Source organism: Stenotrophomonas sp. 1278, assembly GCF_029892765.1.
GTDB classification, from domain to species: domain Bacteria; phylum Pseudomonadota; class Gammaproteobacteria; order Xanthomonadales; family Xanthomonadaceae; genus Stenotrophomonas; species Stenotrophomonas indicatrix.
In genome coordinates this window covers 13,082-31,079 of sequence record NZ_JARXWD010000022.1, presented here as the reverse complement: position 1 = coordinate 31,079, position 17,998 = coordinate 13,082, and the positions used below count along the sequence as shown (strand labels likewise).

General features: G+C 67.2%; 15 protein-coding genes. 6 read left to right on the top strand and 9 right to left on the bottom strand.

Annotated features, from left to right (window positions below):
- Positions 1-221: 221 nt before the first annotated feature.
- On the bottom strand, positions 222-557 hold the full coding sequence (locus M2299_RS16405) for a Rieske (2Fe-2S) protein (protein WP_032975229.1): 336 nt from the start codon (positions 555-557) through the stop codon (positions 222-224).
- A 178-nt stretch (positions 558-735) separates the two neighbouring features.
- Between M2299_RS16405 and M2299_RS16400 the strand changes: the two genes are divergently transcribed.
- From M2299_RS16400 to M2299_RS16385, 4 genes are all read left to right on the top strand, one after another.
- A complete protein-coding gene (locus M2299_RS16400) occupies positions 736-1,017 on the top strand; it encodes a hypothetical protein (RefSeq protein ID WP_025874274.1) in 282 nt (93 codons plus the stop codon).
- A gap of 70 nt (positions 1,018-1,087) precedes the next feature.
- Positions 1,088-1,804, top strand: coding sequence for a fumarylacetoacetate hydrolase family protein (locus tag M2299_RS16395; RefSeq protein WP_099785214.1), 717 nt, complete (start codon positions 1,088-1,090; stop codon positions 1,802-1,804).
- Between the two features lie 56 nt (positions 1,805-1,860).
- Complete coding sequence (mscL, locus tag M2299_RS16390; RefSeq protein WP_280884696.1) at positions 1,861-2,265, top strand: large-conductance mechanosensitive channel protein MscL; 405 nt, start codon at positions 1,861-1,863, stop codon at positions 2,263-2,265.
- A gap of 224 nt (positions 2,266-2,489) precedes the next feature.
- Positions 2,490-3,911 carry a M28 family peptidase gene (locus M2299_RS16385; protein WP_099843475.1) on the top strand — a complete coding sequence of 474 codons (1,422 nt, stop codon included), beginning with the start codon at positions 2,490-2,492 and terminating at the stop codon, positions 3,909-3,911.
- Positions 3,912-4,051: 140 nt separating this feature from the next.
- Here the strand turns inward: M2299_RS16385 and M2299_RS16380 are convergent, their stop codons facing one another.
- The 8 genes from M2299_RS16380 to M2299_RS16345 all read right to left on the bottom strand — a co-directional run bounded on the left by M2299_RS16380 (position 4,052) and on the right by M2299_RS16345 (position 15,854).
- Entirely contained in the window at positions 4,052-4,885 is an 834-nt protein-coding gene (locus M2299_RS16380) for a TrmH family RNA methyltransferase (protein ID WP_099785218.1), read from the bottom strand.
- Positions 4,878-6,395 (bottom strand): alanine/glycine:cation symporter family protein, encoded by a 1,518-nt coding sequence (locus M2299_RS16375; RefSeq protein ID WP_025874267.1) that lies wholly within the window; start codon positions 6,393-6,395, stop codon positions 4,878-4,880. Before M2299_RS16375 ends, M2299_RS16380 begins: the two co-directional genes overlap by 8 nt.
- Before the next feature lie 235 nt (positions 6,396-6,630).
- On the bottom strand, positions 6,631-7,170 hold the full coding sequence (locus M2299_RS16370) for a GNAT family protein (protein WP_025874266.1): 540 nt from the start codon (positions 7,168-7,170) through the stop codon (positions 6,631-6,633).
- On the bottom strand, positions 7,163-10,288 hold the full coding sequence (locus M2299_RS16365; protein WP_100436839.1) for an efflux RND transporter permease subunit: 3,126 nt from the start codon (positions 10,286-10,288) through the stop codon (positions 7,163-7,165). The genes M2299_RS16370 and M2299_RS16365 overlap by 8 nt, the downstream gene beginning before the upstream one ends.
- Positions 10,285-11,391 (bottom strand): efflux RND transporter periplasmic adaptor subunit, encoded by a 1,107-nt coding sequence (locus M2299_RS16360; RefSeq protein ID WP_025874264.1) that lies wholly within the window; start codon positions 11,389-11,391, stop codon positions 10,285-10,287. Before M2299_RS16360 ends, M2299_RS16365 begins: the two co-directional genes overlap by 4 nt.
- 317 nt (positions 11,392-11,708) lie before the next feature.
- Positions 11,709-13,772 carry a TonB-dependent copper receptor gene (locus tag M2299_RS16355; protein WP_280884695.1) on the bottom strand — a complete coding sequence of 688 codons (2,064 nt, stop codon included), beginning with the start codon at positions 13,770-13,772 and terminating at the stop codon, positions 11,709-11,711.
- 72 nt (positions 13,773-13,844) lie between these two features.
- A complete protein-coding gene (locus tag M2299_RS16350; RefSeq protein WP_265350036.1) occupies positions 13,845-14,270 on the bottom strand; it encodes a DUF2946 family protein in 426 nt (141 codons plus the stop codon).
- Positions 14,271-14,870: 600 nt separating this feature from the next.
- Positions 14,871-15,854, bottom strand: coding sequence for a LysR family transcriptional regulator (locus M2299_RS16345; protein ID WP_025874261.1), 984 nt, complete (start codon positions 15,852-15,854; stop codon positions 14,871-14,873).
- Positions 15,855-16,062: 208 nt separating this feature from the next.
- On the opposite strand from M2299_RS16345, the gene cysK reads away from it, so the two are divergent.
- The gene (gene cysK, locus M2299_RS16340) at positions 16,063-17,022 is read left to right on the top strand and encodes a cysteine synthase A (RefSeq protein ID WP_032975199.1); all 960 of its coding nucleotides are present in this window, start codon (positions 16,063-16,065) and stop codon (positions 17,020-17,022) included.
- Between the two features lie 322 nt (positions 17,023-17,344).
- Positions 17,345-17,941: an O-acetyl-ADP-ribose deacetylase gene (locus M2299_RS16335; protein WP_099843479.1), complete on the top strand. Its 597-nt coding sequence runs from the start codon at positions 17,345-17,347 to the stop codon at positions 17,939-17,941.
- Positions 17,942-17,998 lie beyond the last annotated feature (57 nt).

Sequence of the window (17,998 nt, the reverse complement as noted above, 5' to 3'; positions counted from 1 at the left end):
CGCGGACACCCCCGCAACCGGACCCACCCCGCCTTCGACAGATTTCCGCGCGCTGTCGGAACGGCATTCTGTGCTGCTGTGGGTGGGTGTCGACCTTGGTCGACACGGTAGATCCACACCATGCGTGGATGGATTCCTGGATGTTTCGCTGATGTGGTGGGTCTGAACTCGGTGGGTTCTGAACTCGGTGGGTGCGGACCGTTGGTCCGCACACCGATGCCTCAGGCCAGGTAGACCTGTCCATCCCGCACATCCACCGGCACTGCGCGCAGGCGGTCGCCCTTGCAGGGGCCGGCAATGCAGTCGCCACTGTCCAGCGCGAACGAGGCGCCATGGGCGGCGCAGACCAGATGGCCTTCGCGGCTCTTCAGGAACTGGCCGGGCGCCCAATCCAGGCGGCGGCCCGCGTGCGGGCATATGTTCAGGAACGCGCGCACCTGTTCACCGTCGCGGTACAGCAGCAGCGACTCGGCATCGCCATCGATCACCGCTTCAACCTCGGCAAACGCACCATCGGCAATGGCATCCAGGGTGATCAGGGCAACAGCGGCAGTCATGGCGAAGGCTCGGACGGAATCGCGCATTGTCGCACGCCTGGTCATGTGACTAGCTGCGACATGAACACAAGTCATTGATCCGTAATAAGCCAAGGCTATATTTAACGAGTTTTTCACTCAATGACAGTGGCAGCTGCCGATACTCATGGCTCGCTGATTTCCAGCCTATCGAGCCACCATGTTCAATCGCGATTTCGCCTTCAACCAGTTCCGCACCCTGTTTGCCCCGCGCAAGCCGCGCCATCCGCTGGTGCGCGTTGCCGTGGGCCTGCTCGGCCTGGCGATCCTGGCCGCGATGGTGTTCATCGGCGTATTCGTCGGTGCAGCCATGATCCTGGTGGGCCTGGCGTGGAAGCTGCTGGCTTCGCGCAAGCCCGGCCCGAGCCGCCCGGTCGACCCGAACGTGGTCGAGGGCGAGTACCACGTGGTGCGCAAGTCGGCGCTGCCGTCGTCGCGCTGATCGACGCTGCCCGCTGACGGCGGGCCTTGCTGCGTTCTAGACTGCGGGCACTCCCTTCCTGGATGCCCGCATGTCCGATGTCTCCGATGTGATCCCTGCTGCAGCCACGCCGCGTGTACCGGTGGTGGGTGGCGGCAGCTTTCCCGTGCACCGCATCTACTGCGTCGGCCGCAACTTCGCCGACCACGCGCGTGAGATGGGTGCTGCCGTGCCCGCAGCAGATGATCGCGGCCGCCCGATGTTCTTCACCAAGCCGGCCGACGCCATCGTGGTCGGCCACGACGATGTGATCCCCTACCCGCCTGCCACCAGCAACCTGCATCACGAGGTGGAACTGGTGGTGGCGATCGGCCGTGACGCGCCCACCGGCGTGCTGGCCTTGGCCGACGCCGAGGCCCTGGTCTATGGCTATGCCGTAGGCCTGGACCTGACTCGCCGCGACCTGCAGGCGGCCGCCAAGGAGAAGGGCCACCCGTGGGATTCGGCCAAGGGTTTCGATGCCTCTGCACCGATCAGCGAGATCGTGCACGCCGGTGAAGTCGGCGATCTGGCCGCGCTCAATCTGTCGCTGGAGATCAATGGCGAAGTCCGCCAGCAGTCCCTGCTCGACCAGATGATCTGGAACGTGCCGGAGATCCTGCACGAGCTGTCCAAGCTGTGGCAGCTGCGCGCCGGCGATCTGGTGTTCATGGGCACGCCGTCCGGCGTGGCCGCGCTGAAGCCCGGCGACCGTTTCAGTGCACGCCTTGAGAACGTGGCCGAACGCCACGGCGTGATCGCCGGCTGACATCACCTGCGCTACCCTTCGCGCTGTCCCCCCTCGCCCTCAGGAGAAAAACAACAATGGGAATGCTCACCGAGTTCAAGGAATTCGCGATGCGCGGCAACGTCATCGACCTCGCCGTCGGCGTGGTGATTGGCGCTGCCTTCGGCAAGATCGTCACCGCGCTGGTGGAGAAGATCATCATGCCGCCGCTGGGCTACCTGATTGGCCGGGTGGATTTCTCGCACCTGGCGTGGACGCTGTCGCCGGCCAGCATCGGGCCTGATGGCAGGGAAATCCCGGCCGTGGTGATCGGCTACGGTGATTTCATCAACACGCTGATCCAGTTCGTGATCGTGGCCTTCGCCATCTTCCTGGTGATCAAGGTGATCAACCGCCTGTCGCGCAAGAAGGAAGCGGCACCGGCAGCGCCGGCCGAGGAAGTGGTGCTGCTGCGCGAGATCCGCGACAGCCTGAAGAAATAAGGTTGGTGGCGCCGGGCCATGCCCGGCGGAACGCCATCTTGCCGCTGCGCTCGCCGGGCATGCCCGGCGCTACCGCAGAGGCATGCGAAAGCCCCGCTCCGGCGGGGCTTTCGCTTTGCTGCATCTGGCGGAAAACAGCATCCGCGCCGGCCATGACCTCCCGCCCATGCGCGGCGCTGAACGACTGTTAAGCTCCAAGGCTTACACCCTTCCCGGAGCTGTCCATGCGTCGCCGCGTCCTTGCCATCGCATCCTCCCTCGCCCTGCTGGCCGCGCCGGCCTTCGCGGCGCCGCATGCCACCACCCTGCCGCCGGCTTCGCTGGCCACTGCGGCGCAACTGCGCGACCAGGCGCTGGCCGATGACACCGGCTGGAAGGTAGTCGAATCGTTGACAACCGAGATCGGCCCTCGCATCGCCGGCAGCGAGGCCGACGCCCGTGCCGTGGCCTGGGCCGAAGCCAAGTTCAAGGCACTGGGTTTTGACAAGGTGTGGAAGGAACCGGTGACCTTCCCGAAATGGGAGCGCCGCAGTGAACACGCCGCCGTGACCGGCAGGAACCCGCAACCGCTGCAGATCACTGCGCTGGGCGGCAGCCCGGGCGGTACGGTCGAAGCCGAGGTAGTGCGGTTTGCCGATCTGGCCGCGCTGCAGGCCGCACCGGCGGGTTCGCTGAAGGGCAAGATCGCCTTCGTCGATTACCAGATGCTGCCGTTCCGCGATGGCCGCGACTATGGCCGTGGCGGCGCGATCCGCAGCAAGGGCCCGTCCGAGGCCATCCGCAAGGGCGCGATCGGTTTCCTGATGCGCTCGGCCGGTACCGATTCGCACCGCGTGCCGCACACCGGCATCACCCGCTTCGATGACGGCCTGACCCCGGTGCCGTCGGCGGCGCTGTCGGTGCCCGACGCCGACCAGCTGGCGCGTCTGCTTGCCCGTGGCGCAACCACGGTGAAGGTCGCACTGGACTGCGGTTGGGATGGCACGGCGACCTCGTACAACGTGATCGGTGAGATCACCGGCCGCACGCTGCCGAAGGAAGTGGTGGTGATCGGTGGACACCTGGACTCGTGGGACCTGGGCACCGGCGCGGTCGATGACGGCGCAGGCGTGGGCATCACCATGGCCGCCGGTCATCTGATCGGCCAGCTGAAGCAGGCGCCGAAGCGCACCATCCGCGTGGTCGCCTTCGCCAACGAAGAACAGGGCCTGTATGGCGGCAAGGCCTACGCCGAGGCGCATGCCAAGGACGTAGCCCTGCACCAGCTGGCCGCCGAGAGCGATTTCGGTGCTGGCCGCATCTACGCCTTCAACACAGGTTCGCCGAACCCGGAGGGCTCGCGCGAGGCAACCAGGCAGATTGCCGAGGTGATGAAGCCGCTGGGCATCGAGTACGCCGCCGACAAGGGTGGCCCGGGGCCGGATGTCGGTCCGCTGGCCGCCAAGGGTGGCGCGTGGGCGTGGCTGGCGCAGGATGGCTCGGATTACTTCCACCTGCACCACACCGCCGACGACACCCTCGACAAGATCGACCCGAAGGCGCTGGCGCAGAACGTGGCGGCCTACACCGTGTTTGCGTATCTGGCCGCCGAAGCCGATGGCAGTTTCGGCAGTGAAGCCAAGGCAACCACGCCGCCGAACGAGTGACGCAGTAACGGCGCGGCAGGAGCGGTGCGGCCCCAGGTCCACATCCACCAAGGTAGATCCCGCATTGGTAGCGCCGGGCCATGCCCGGCGAGCGCAGCGGCAAGCCGGGTGCGAACCAAGGTTCGCACCCCCTGCACGGCTCAGCCGCGCTGGCTGACCCACTGCGCCAGCAACACGGCCGTGGCGGAAGCGACATTCAGGCTTTCAACTGCGCCACTGCCGGGAATCGACAGCTGCTGGTCACACTGGCTGGCCAGGCCGCGATCCATGCCTTCGCTTTCCGCGCCCATCACGTAGACCAGGCGGGCCGGCAACGACGCGCGGAACACGTCATCGCCACCCTCGACCAGGGTCGCGGCGAGGCCGAAACCGGCCGCGCGCAGCTGCGCCATCGCTTCTGCATCCTCAGGCAACTGCACCAGCGGCACCGACTCTGCGCCGCCCTCGGCCACGCGTGCGGCCGCGCCGGACAGCGCCAGCGTACTGCTGGCCGGCAGCAGCAGCGCCTTGGCGCCGAAATGCGCGGCAGAGCGCAGGATCGCACCGAAGTTGTGCGGATTACCGACGCCATCCAGCCATAGTGCCAGCGCCGGGCCTTCGTCCAGGTCGGCCAGCCACTGCGCCAGCGGCAACACCGGCGCGCGCAGCACGTCGGCCACCAGGCCTTCATGGTGGGTGGTGGCAGCCAGCTTGTTGAGGTCGCCCTCCTCCACCACGCGATAGCCCACGCGGTTGGCCACGCACCACTTCAGCACCGGCTGCATGCGCGGAATCAGCGACTCCACCAGGTACAGCTTGCGCAGCGCCTGCGGACGCTTGGCGAACAGCGCCTGCACCGCGTTCCAGCCATACAGGCGCAGTTCGTCGTTGCCCCGCCCCGGCGGTGGCGGGGTGCCGCCCTCACGCGGTGGCAGCGGGGTGGCCCGCGGCGGTCGCGACGACGGGCGGCGGGCATTCTTCCAGGGATCATTCACTACGGGACAACTCCAGCTTGCGTTGACGCCAGAAATCGGCGTTCTTGATGCCCAGGGCATCGGGGTCGAAGATCGGGTCGAGACCGAGCTTCTTCTGTCGTTCGTAATCGCGCAGGGCCAGCATGGCCGGCTTCTGCACGATGAGGATGGCGATGATGTTCAGCCAGGCCATCAGGCCCACGCCGATATCACCCAGCGCCCAGGCCAGGGTGGCGTTGTGGAAGGCACCGAACACCACCATGCCGATGATGCCCAAACGCAGCAGCAGCACGGTGAGCGGCCGGCGCTTGTTGTGGTTGACGTAGGTCAGGTTGGTTTCGGCCATGTAGTAATAGGCCATGATCGTGGTGAAGGCGAAGAAGAAGATCGCCACCGACACGAAGGCCGAGCCCCAGCCCGGCAGCACCGCTTCCACACCCGCCTGCGCGTAGCCCGCACCTTCGGGAATGCCGGCCAGGCCCTGGAAGATCGGCGCGGCGCCGGCGACCGGTGAATACACGTTGTAGGTGCCGCTGGCCAGGATCAGGAAAGCGGTGGCGGTGCACACCATCATGGTGTCGAAGTAGATGGCGAACGCCTGCACGTAGCCCTGCTTGGCCGGGTGCGAGACCTCCGAGGCCGCCGCAGCGTGCGGACCCGAGCCCTGGCCCGCCTCGTTGGCGTAGATGCCGCGCTTGATGCCCCACTCCACCGCCAGGCCCATCATCGCGCCGAACGCGGCATGGGTGCCGAAAGCGCTCTTGAAGATGATGCCGAACATCTCCGGCACGCGATCGTAGTTGATGATCATGATGACGATGGCCATCAGGATGAAGCCGGCGGCCATGAACGGCACCACCACTTCGGCGAAGTTGGCGATGCGCTTGACGCCACCGAAGATCACCACGCCCAGCAGCAGGGCGACGACGATGCCGATGCCCAGCTTCAGCGCCTGCGCCGATTCCATGCCGAAGGCCTGGCCATCGAGCGGACCGCACAGCGCGGTACCGCGGCAGGCGTTGATGACGCTGTCGGCGATCGCGTTGGCCTGCACGCCGGGCATCAGGAAACCGGCGGCGATGATCGTGGCGATGGCGAAAGCCATGGCATACCACTTCAGGCCCATCGCTTTTTCGATGTAATAGGCCGGGCCACCGCGGTAGCGGCCTTCGGCATCCTTGGTCTTGTAGATCTGCGCCAGGGTGCATTCCACATACGAGGTGGAGGCGCCGAGGAAGCCCATCACCCACATCCAGAAGATCGCGCCGGGGCCGCCGAAGGCGATGGCGGTGGCCACGCCGGCGATGTTGCCGATGCCCATGCGGCCGGCCATCGACATGGCCAGGGCCTGGAACGAGGACACGCCGGCGTCGGACTTCTCACCGGACACGGTGAGGCGGCACATCTCGACGAAACCACGGATCTGCATGAAGCGGGTGCGCAGGCTGAAGAACAGGCCGGCGGCCAGGCACATGAAGATCAGCGCCTTGCTCCAGATGATGCTGTTGATGAAATGTACGGTAGCTTCCACGCGCGCTCTCTCCAGTCGGCGGGTTGTGAGGACGTCCCGTCGGCTGGAAGGGACCGGTCGATTCTCCCTGATCGAAGGTCGCTGCGATAGCGCCGGATGTGGGGGCGTGTTCTCCGCCGGGCATGGCCCGGCGCTACCGGGTATGCCGGCCGCACCACGGGTAGCGCCGGGCCATGCCCGGCGACCGGCAATGACCGTGCCCCCACGGTAGCGCCGGGCCATGCCCGGCGGCCTGTTACGGAAGCTGCCTGCGTACCCGGGCGAAGCGGCGCAGGTCATGCAGGACGCCGCGCTTGTAGACGGCGCAGCGCTCCACGCCCTCCTCCTGGAAACCGTTCTTTTCCAGTACCCGGGCCGAGCCCAGGTTGAAGTCGACCACCGTGGCCTGCAGCCTGAACAGGCCAAGCTCATCCATCACCCAGGGCGCGAACAGGCCGACCACAGCGGTCATCAGGCCCTGCCCCCAGTGGGCCTGGCCGAGCCAGTAGCCCAGTTCCGCGGTATGCCCGCGCTCGGCCACGCCCTGCTGGGCGCCAACGCTGCCACAGGCCTGGCCCTCTATCTCGATGGCCAGGTTCAGCGTGCCTGGGGCCAGTACGCGCCCGCCCAGGAAGGCTTCGCCATCCTCGCGGGTGTAGGGATACGGGAAGCGGTCACGCAGCCCACGCGAGACGTCCGCGTCGTTGGCGTGATGCAGCAGCGACTGCAGGTCATCACTGCGCCAGGGGCGCAGCAGGAAGCCTGCGCCGTGCAGGATCCGCGCCGGCTCAGGCATGACCACCCACCGACGGCGAGTCGGCCTCCTGCTTCTCCAGCTCGCGTTTCACCGCCTCCGGCGAGCGGGTGTACGGGGCCAGCCGCGCGTAGAACGCCGGCACCACGAACAGCGACAGGAAGGTGGACAGGGTGACGCCGAAGATGATCACGATGCCGATGGTGCCACGGCTGGCCGAGCCCGGGCCACCGGCCACCACCAGCGGGATGGCGCCGACCACGGTGGCGATCGAAGTCATCAGGATCGGACGCAGGCGCACCATCGCCGATTCGATGATCGCTTCGCGCACGCTGCGGCCATCGTCGCGCAGCTGGTTGGCGAATTCGACGATCAGGATGCCGTTCTTGGCCGCCAGGCCGACCAGCATGACGATGCCGATCTGGCTGAACAGGTTCACCGTGCCGCCACTCAGCCACAGGCCAACCAGCGCGCCGAGCACGCCCAGCGGCACGGTCAGCATGATCGTCAGCGGGTGGATGAAGCTCTCGAACTGCGCGGCCAGCACCAGGTACACCACCAGCAGGGCCATGGCGAAGGTCAGCAGCACCGCGCCGCCCGCACTCTGGTACTCGCGCGATTCACCCTTCCAGTTCACCTGCGCGTACTGCGGCAGCTCTTCGCTGGTCACCTGCTGGGCCCAGGCGATGGCCTCGCCCAGCGGATAACCCGGTGCCAGGCCGGCACTGATGGTGATCGAGCGCAGGCGGTTGAAGCGGTTCAGGGTACCGGCCTCGGCCACTTCGCTCAGCGTGACCAGGTTGGACAACGGCACCAGCTCGCCAGAGGTCGCACGCACGCGGATAGCGGCCAGATCGGCGGGGCTGGCGCGGCCATCACGGCCGGCCTGCACCAGCACGTCGTACTCCTCGCCGTTGTCGACGAAGGTGGTGACGCGGCGCGAGCCCATCATCGTTTCCAGCGCCGAACCAATCGCGGTGACCGGCACGCCGAGGTCGGCCGCACGCTGGCGGTCGATGTTCACCCGCATCTGCGGACGGGTTTCCTTGTAGTCCGAGTCCGGGCCGACCAGGCCGGGGTTGTCGGCCATGCGCAGCAGGATGCGGTCGCGCCACTGCGCGATCTCGGCGTACTCCGGGCCGCCCAGCACGATCTGGAACGGCTGCCCGCCACTGCGCACCAGGCCACCACCGACCTGGGTACGTACGCGCACGCCACGGATGGTGTCCAGTTCCTTCTGCAGTTCGTTGGCGACTTCCGGCGTGCCTTCGCTGCGCTGACGCCACGGCTGCAGGAACACGCTGACGCGGCCAGTGTGCATTTCCTCGCTGGCGCCGAAGCCGCCGGGCACGCGCGGGTTGGCGCGCACGATCGGCTTGTCCGCGCCCACGTGCGGTGCCAGCAGCGCTTCGACCTGCTGCACCTGCTGCACGGTGTAGTCGTAGCCGGCGCCTTCCGGGCCGTCGATCATGATCTGGAACGAACCACGGTCTTCGGCCGGGGCCAGTTCCGAAGGCAGCACTCTGATCAGCAGCCAGCTGGCCGCCAACGCAGCGGCCATCACCAGCAGGTAGATCCACGTGCGATCGACATGATGGTCGAGCACGCGGCCGTAGGCGCCGGCCAGGCGTTCCAGATTGCGGTTGATGAAGCCGTGCAGCCCGCGCGGTGCCTGCCCGGTATGCGGCTTGAGCAGCTTGGAGGCCATCATCGGCGTCAGCGTCAGTGCGACGAACGCCGACAGCGCGACAGCGGCGGCCAGGGCTACCGCCAGTTCACGGAACAGGCGCCCGGTATTGCCTTCCAGGAAGCCGACCGGCAGGAATACCGCCACCAGCACGGCGGTGGTGGCGATCACCGCGAACGCCACCTGCGCGGTACCCCGCTTGGACGCCACCAGCGGCGGTTCGCCCAGGTCGATGCGGCGCTGCACGTTTTCCACCACCACGATCGCGTCATCCACCACCAGGCCGATGCACAGCACCAGCGCGAGCAGGGTCAGCAGGTTGATCGAGAAATCGAACGCGTACAGCGCGATGAATGCCGCCACCAGGCATACCGGCACGGTGACCGCAGGAATCAACGCCGCGCGGAAGCTGCCGAGGAACAGCCAGATCACCGCCAGCACCAGGATCATCGCCTCCACCAGGGTGGCGTACACGCGGTCGACGGCAGCCTCGATGAAGGTGGTGTTGTCGAAGGCAACGAAGATCTGCGTGCCCTTGGGCAGGGTCAGCGCGACACGTTCGGCCTCGGCGCGCGCGGTGCGCGCCACATCCAGCGAGTTGGCAGTGGAGGTCTTGACGATGCCCAGGCCGATGCCGGGCTCGCCGTTGCTGCGGTAGTAGGCGCGACGCTCGGCCGAGGCCAGCTCGATCTTCGCCACATCGCCCATGCGCACCACATAGCCATCGCTGCCCTTGCCCAGCGGGATGGTCGCGAAGTCTTCCGGCTTGATGTAGTTGCGCTCCACGCGCAGGGTGAAATCGCGGTCGGTGGATTCGATGCGGCCGGCCGGCAGTTCCACGTTCTCGTTGCGCAGCGCGGTTTCCACATCGCCGGTGGTCAGCCCACGTGCGGCCAGCTGGTCGCGGTCCAGCCAGATGCGCATGGCATAGCGCTGGCGGCCACCGATGCGGACCTGGGCCACGCCATCGAGGCTGGAGAAGCGGTCGACCACGTAGCGGTCGGCGTAGTCGCTCAGTTCCAGCGTATCCATGGTCGAGGAGACCATGTTGAACCAGATGATCGGGTCGGCATCGCTCTCGACCTTGGCGATCTCCGGTGGCCGTGCCTCCTCGGGCATGCGGTCGGCCACGCGGCTGACCGCGTCGCGCACGTCGTTGGCCGCCGCTTCGATGTCACGGTTGGAGGTGAACTCGATGCTGACCTGCGAGCGGCCGTTGGTGCTGCGCGCGTTGATCGTATCGATGCCTTCGATGCCGGCCAGCGCGTCTTCCAGCACCTGGGTGATGCGGCTCTCGATGACCGCTGCCGAGGCGCCGGTGTAATCCACCGAGACCGAAACGATCGGCGGATCGATGGCCGGCAGTTCGCGCAGCGTCAACCGGGTGAAGGACATCACGCCCAGCACCAGCAGCAACAGGCTCATCACCACGGCAAACACCGGCCGCTGGATGGAGATGTCGGACAGCTTCATCCGCCGTGACCCTCGGCGGCTGCAGGTGCTTCAACCGTCGCCGGCTGCGCGCCGCTGGCGGGCGCAGCGTCGGAGGCTGCCACCTTCAGTCCCGCCCGCAGCTTGCCGGTGCCGTCCACCACGATGCGCTGGCCTGCCTGCAGGCCCTGCTTGATCTCGACCACGCCGGCGCGGCGTGCACCGGTGACCACGTCCACGCGCTCGACGGTGTCATCGGCCTTGATGCGGTACATGAAGCTGTCGCGACCGACCTGGACCACCGCGATTTCCGGCACCACCAGGGCCGGTCGATCAGGATGGAACAGGCGCACGTCGAGCAGCATGCCCGGCCGCAGCGCATGGTCGCCATTGGCGAAGTCGGCACGCACGGTCACCGCACGAGTGGCCGGGTCGATGCGTGCATCGATGGTGCTGACCTCGCCCTCGAAGGTGCGGCCCGGCCAGGCCACGCTGGTGGCCTGCACCTTGTCGCCGGTGGTCAGCGACGCCAGTTCCACTTCCGGCACCTGGAAATCGACGTGCATGCGCTCGACGTCGTCGAGGGTGGCGATCACCGTGGTCGGCGTCAGCAGCGTGCCCGGGCTGATCTGGCGGATGCCAAGTACGCCGGCGAACGGCGCGCGCACGCGACGGTCGCCGATGTCCGACTGCATCTGTGCCACCCGCGCTTCGGCGGCGTCGCGGATCGACTTCTGCGTGTCCAGGGTGGCACTGGATACCAACCGCTGCGCCGCCAGTTCGCGCTGGCGCTTGTACAGCTGGTCGGCTTCGCGGAAGGTTGCCTGCGCCTGCACCAATGCGGCCTCCTGGGCCTGCCCGCGCAGTGTCACGAGGGGCGCACCGGCGGCGACCTGCTGGCCACTTTCAAAGTGCACGCGCTCGACGATCTCGCTCACCTTGGCGGTCACGCTGATCGACTCGCGCGCCTTGGCCGTACCCAGCGCCTGCAGCGTGTCGTTCCACTGCACCGCCTGCACGACCTGCGCGGTGACCGGCACGGCTTCGCCCTGCCGACGCGCGGCGGCCTCCTGTTTGCCTGCGCACCCGGCCAGCACGGCCAGGCTGAGGCCAAGGGCCAGGGTCGAAGCGATACGAGCCAACATGAAGCGTCCTGAGTGGTACACGGCCGCCGAGTGTAGGCAAGGCCCCGCAAAAGCGGTATGTGCCAAGCGTTTACCGGCGTGGAACCGGGGCTGCGATAGCGCCGTGTGCCCATTCCATGCAGGGGGCACCGACGCAGTGTCGGCGTATGTCGGGATGTATCAGGCCATCCCGCCAGGGGCGATGCCGTCGTACAGTCGAGGGGCCTGGCCGAGGGCGCCGGGCGGGGTCGGAACCTGGCGGGGATCCGACCCCGTTTTCTTTGGACGCAGGCCTTCTGTGCGCGGCGCACCGGTAGCGCCGGGTCATGCCCGGCGGATCAATACCGGTAGTTCACCTTCATCCACAGGCTGCGGCCGGGCTCGTTGATGCGCACCGGGTCAGCGGCGAAGCCGAAGTCGGCGTTGCCGGCCAGGTTCAGATGCTCGCTGTAGGCACGGTCGAACAGGTTGTCGACACCGGCGCTGAGCTGCAGCTGCGAACTGAAACGATAGGCCGCGTTGAGCGCCAGCGTGGCAAAGCCGCTGCTCGGCCCGAGGTCCTGCGCGACCACGTTGCCCTGCCCGTCCGCGATCCGATGCTGATGGGTGACCGCGCGCACCAGCGCACCGGCACTCCAGCGCTGGCCTTCCCAGTCAGCGCTCAAGCGTGCTTCCAGCGGCGGCATCTGCGGCAACGGGCGATGCTGATCGCGGTTTTCGCCCCAGGCATAGGCCAGGGTGCCCCCCAGCTTCCATTGCTCGTCCAGCCGCAGCTGCAGGCCGGCCTCGGCACCGGCGATGCGCGCCTGCACATTGTCAGCCTGGCTCATGCCCATCATGCCGCTGCCGCGATAGGTGAACAGGATGTAGTCCTGGATCTGACCCGCATAGGCCGAGACCCAGGCCTGCACGCGCGGGCCCTTGTATTGCAGGCCGACGTCGAGCTGGGTGGTGCGCTCGGGCTGGATGCCAGCGAACGCGTTCACCGCACCTGCCGGCCCCTGATCGGGCGAGAACAGTTCCCAGTAGTCGGGCATGCGCTGGCTGTGGCCCAGCCCGGCATACCAGGTCAGGCCGTCGGCAAGGTCCTGTTCGTAGCGCAGGAAACCACTGCCCAGCCATTCCCTGCGGCGCTGGCCGGCGGTGGGATTGGGCATGGCCATCATCATGCCGCCGATATCGGCACGCGCATCGCGCACGCTGGCACGATCGATGCGCAGCCCGCCGATCCAACGCTGCCCGGTGTCCACGCCAAGGGTCAGTTCGGTGAATGCACCGTAGCGGCGGAAATCGGCGTCGGTGTTCCAGTCCGCCTGCTTGTAGGTATCGCGCCCCATGCCCATGCGGCCGCGATGCCGGCTGTCTTCGCCGTCGACGCCGGCCACCAGCTGCACGTCCTGCCAGCGCCATTCGGCGCTGATGCGCCCGCCCTGCGTGCGGCGATCCACGTTCGACGCCATCGGCATCGGCATCATGCTGTGTGGGTTCGGCGTACGCAGCGTGTAGTTGTCCATCACGTGGTCGGCTTCGTTGTAGTACACGTTCGCCTGCAGCGTGTCCCACGCCCCGGGCAGATTGCGCTTCTCGAAGCGTGCGGCGTAACTGGTGCGTTCGAACGCGGCACCATCCATGCCGCGCCCCGCGTAACGTGCGATCGCATCGCCGGCACCGGCGGAGACCTCCAAGAGGGTATCGGCGTCAGGCGTCCAACCCACCGCTACGTCGCCATTCCACTTGCGCCATTTCGACGGAACCACATCGCCGTTGCCGTCCTTGTAGTCATCGGCTTCGGAGCGATTGCCGCTGGCACGCACGTAGCCCGTTGGATTGCCCAGGGTCAGGTCCAGCACCTGGTCGTTGCGGTTGCGTGAGCCGACCAGCGCACTGGCATCGGCACGCAGCCCGGGCGCATCGAAACGCGGGGTATCACGCTCGAAACGCACGGTGCCCGCAGAGGCACCCGCGCCCCAGCGCACGCTCTGCGGGCCCTTGATGATGGTCAGCCGGTCAAAGCTCTCCGGCGATATGTAGGACAGCGGGTTGTCCATGCGCGAGGGACACGCGCCAATCAGATTGCCATCGTTGCTGAGGATGTTCAGGCGCGAACCGAACATGCCGCGCAGCACCGGGTCGCCGTTGGTGCCGCCGTTGCGGATGGCGGAAAAGCCGGGAACGGTCTTCAGGTAATCGGCGCCATCGCTGGCTGGCACAGGCTGCCGCGGCAGGCGCGGATCGGTCACCCAATGCAGCGGCGAGGACGGCGCGGCGGCGGTGACCACCAGCGTATCCAGCGTCCGCGCTTCTTCAGCGGGCGTGGCATGGGCGAAGGGGGCAGCCAGGGCAGCGCCAAGCGCAAACGGCAGGCGCGCACGGGCGCCCGCAGCGGGGAAAGTCATTTTCATGGAAACAGCTCCAAGGTACGCACGCGCGCACGACGCCCTTGCAGGCCTCGTGCGGCGGATTCGATAGGGAAATCAGCGGACGGTGGAGATCAGCGGCGGGCCACGCGCGGCATGTGCCGGCCAATGCAGCAGCGGCAGTCGCGGCTGCGACCATGGGAACATCGGCTTCGGCCGCCACAGCAAGGGCAGCAGCAGCACCAGCACGGCCAGCCACGGCAGCAGGCGCATGGCCAGCACGCAGTACTCGCAGGCCTCCCCGTGCATGGCGTGCGGATCGGCCGGCCGGCTGGGTGCGGCCGGCACGGCACCGCGCTGATCGTGCCCGGCCATGGCCATCTCGTGCATGTCATGGCCCATGGCCGCGTGGTCCATGCCCACCATCGCCGCATGGTCCATCGGCTGCTGCAGCGCACGGCTGACCAGCGGCGCAAGCACCATCAACAGCGTCGCGATGAAGGCGAGCTGGAGCAGGGTTCGACGCAGGCAGCCGGTACGGATCACCGCGCTAGTGTAGAGGTGCCTCCAGAAGGCACCGTGCGACGAACCGTCGCAGGAGGGGGTTTATCGGCAGGGCTGCGCCCTGCACCCGCTACTAGCTGGAGCAACAGCAACAGCAACAGCAACAGCAGAAGCGGGCTTTCTGGAGGATGACGGGGTAAGTCCGGTTGCGGGGGACGCCGTGAATCCGTCCATGGAGGCTTGGCCGCGGCATCCATGCCGCGGACACCCCCGCAACCGGACCCACCCCGCCTTCGACAGATTTCCGCGATCTGTTGGAATGGCTCTTGGGCTCAGATTGATTTCGATATCTGAAAGAGATTCATCCACGCATGGCGTGGATCTACCGTGTCGACCAAGGTCGACACCTACCAACAGCCGCCGGAATCTGTCAGAGGCGGGGCGGTGTGGGTAGGCAGGACCGTTGGCGCCATGGATGGCGCCATCGAGCCCCCATGGATGGGTTTACGGCGTGTCCTGCCTACCCACACCGCCCCGCCATCCCACGGAATGCCCACTGTTGCCGTTGCTGTTGCTGTTGCCGTTGTTGTTGCTTGAATGTCGTAGCAGGTGCAGGGCGCAGCCCTGCTCGACCACCCCTCAGACCGTGATCGTCTGGGTCAGCGACTCCCAGGTCGGCGGCACCGGCCAGGACGCGGCCTGGTTGCCATCCAGCACCCGCCGCAGGTCGCGCGGATCGATCTGCGGGGCCAGCACGTGCACCAGTTCCAGCGCGTAATCGCGCAGCACCCGGTCGCGCGGCAGCACCGCCCAGGCGACGCACTCGGTGATCGGCGCCGGCGCTGGCCATACCCGCAGATCCTCGTCGTTGGCGCTGATCGCCATCTCGGCCAGCAGACCTACCCCCAGACCCGTACGCACATAAGTCTTGATCAGGTCCGCATCCAGCGCCGTCAGCGCCAGATCGGGTACCAGGCTCTGCGCGGCAAAGGCGCGCTGCAACGAGGAGTTGGGCCGGGTCGAGGATTCGTAGCTGATCAACGGCTGGCGTGACAATGCCGCCAGGTCCGGTGCGCGCCCGGCGCGGTCCAGCGGATGGCCCTTGGGCACCACCACCAGCCGCCGCCAGCGGAACAGCGGCACGGCGATGCCATCGCTGGGTTCACTGCCGGCGGTACTGATGATCGCGATATCGGCATCGCCCTGGTTCAGCCGGTCCAGCGCATCGGCCTCACCGGCCTGCTGCAGGTGCACGCTGACCTGGGGATAGGCCTGCTTGATGCGCGCCACCGCCGGCGGCAGCACGAAACGCGCCTGGGTGTGGGTGGTGGTCAGGATCAGCTGGCCCTGGCTCTCGCGACGCTGGTTGGCCGCGTAGGTGCGGATGTTGTTGGCCTCGGACAGCACCGCGCGGGCGCGGCTGATCACTTCGGTGCCAGCCGGGGTGACCGACTCCAGGCTGCGCCCCTTGCGTACGAACAGCAGGAAGCCCAGTTCGTCCTCCAGCTGCTTGAGCTGCTTGGACAGCCCAGGCTGGGTGGCATGCACGCGCGAGGCGGCGAGCGTGATGTTCAGCTCGGCGTCGGCGATGGCAACCAGGTAGCGCAGCTGGGTCAGCGTCATGGCAGGCGGGCGATGTGGGGGCGGAGGTCCACTCTAGGGTCAATTGCCGTCACCAGCTTATAACCAAAGGTTGTTTAAGAAAGGTATCTGGTCATTTCCGGGCGTCATATGCCGGCGCTACGGTCAGCCGGCAGCAGCTGGCCTGAACAGCCAGCCCACTTCCTTTCCGCCCGCCGAGCCCGGCGCGGCCTGTTCCTGGAGCGCTCCCATGGCCCTGTACGACTCCATCCTCGACACCATCGGCAACACCCCCATCGTCAAGCTGCAACGACTGGCGCCGCAGGGCGTGACCCTGTACGCCAAGGTCGAGTCCTTCAATCCGGGCGGCTCGGTGAAGGATCGCCTGGCGCTGGCGATCATCCTCGATGCCGAACAGCGTGGCCTGCTCAAGCCGGGCGACACCATCGTCGAAGCCACCTCGGGCAACACCGGCGTCGCCCTGGCGATGGTGGCGGCCGCACGCGGCTACAAGTTCGTGGCGACCATGGTCGAGACCTTCTCGGTGGAACGCCGCAAGCTGATGCGGGCCTACGGCGCGAAGGTCATCCTGACCCCGGCCGCCGAGCGCGGCAGCGGCATGGTGCGCAGGGCGCGCGAGCTGGCCGAGGAACACGGTTGGTTCCTGGCCAGCCAGTTCGCCAACCCGGCCAACCCGGCCTACCACCGCAACACCACCGCCGCGGAGATCCTGCGTGATTTCGCCGGCAAGCGGCTGGACTACTTCGTGAGTGGCTGGGGAACCGGCGGCACCTTGACCGGCGTCGGCGAAGTACTGAAGGTCGCCCGCCCGGACACCCGCATCATCGCCACCGAGCCGGCCGGCGCCGCCTTGTTGAAGGGCGATGACTGGAAGCCGCACAAGATCCAGGGCTGGACCCCGGACTTCGTGCCCGATGTACTCAACCGCAATGTGGTGGACGAGCTGGTGACGGTGGAAGATGACCGCGCGATCGCCACCGCCCGCCGGCTGGCGGCGGAGGAAGGCATCTTCGTCGGCATCTCCGCCGGTGCCACGGTTGCCAGCGCACTGGACGTGGCAGATCGCGCCGAACCGGGCGCGGTGATCCTGGCGATGTTGCCGGACACCGGTGAACGCTATTTCTCCACGCCGCTGTTCGCCGACGTCAATGAAGGTTCGGACGACGACTGGTTGGCCGGTCTGCCCTGATCGCTGCGTTGTCGATGACAGCAGGATGACGCCCACCCTCGCGGTGGGCGTTTGCTATTTGGGTGATCCTGTCTGGGTATTGCCGACGGAAGCGGACAGCTTTCCCCAGAAATCATAAGAGATTCACCCCGAAAACTTTCGTTTCGCCCGCGTGCGGCGCTCGCTTCAGCCTGCGTGAAGGCGATGCCGGCCATCGTGCATGAACCGGGCGGATCGCAGTGCGTGAGACGGTCATGACGCAGCATCGATGCCCTGTCCCGCAAGATGCGGGTACAGCCAGCATGGGCACGGCGCGCAACAACTACAGGCAGGAGACGGACGCATGAAGATCGAAGTGTGGCAGGGCGACATCACGGCCCTGGCGGTGGATGCGATCGTCAACGCGGCCAATGAATCACTGCTCGGTGGCGGCGGTGTCGACGGCGCCATCCATCGTGCGGCCGGCCCTGGCCTGTTGGCCGAGTGCGAGCGTCTGCCGGAGCTGCGCCCCGGTGTGCGCTGCCCGACCGGTGAGGTGCGCGCAACCGATGCCTATGCGCTTCCGGCACGGCACATACTGCATACGGTCGGCCCGGTCTGGCACGACGGCCAGCGCGACGAACCGGCATTGCTGGCGAACTGCTACTGGAAGTCGCTGCAGCTGGCCGAATCACTGAACCTGCAGTCGATCGCGTTCCCGGCCATCAGCTGCGGTGTGTATGGCTATCCGCTGTATCAGGCCGCACAGATCGCGGTCACCGAAACACTCGCCTGGCAGCGCAGCCACGCCCAGCCGATGCGGATCGTGCTGGTGGCGTTCAACACGGCGACCGCCAAGGCCTACCAGCAGGCACTGTCGGCCGCAGGCCAGGTCGCCGACAGCGGGCGCGGTTCGCTGCTGTCGCCCTTGGGCGATACCGGCTTCGTGCCGGCGCATTGAAACAACGACGGACGTGGGAAAAAAAAGGCCGGGCATTGCCCGGCCTTTTCGTTTGCG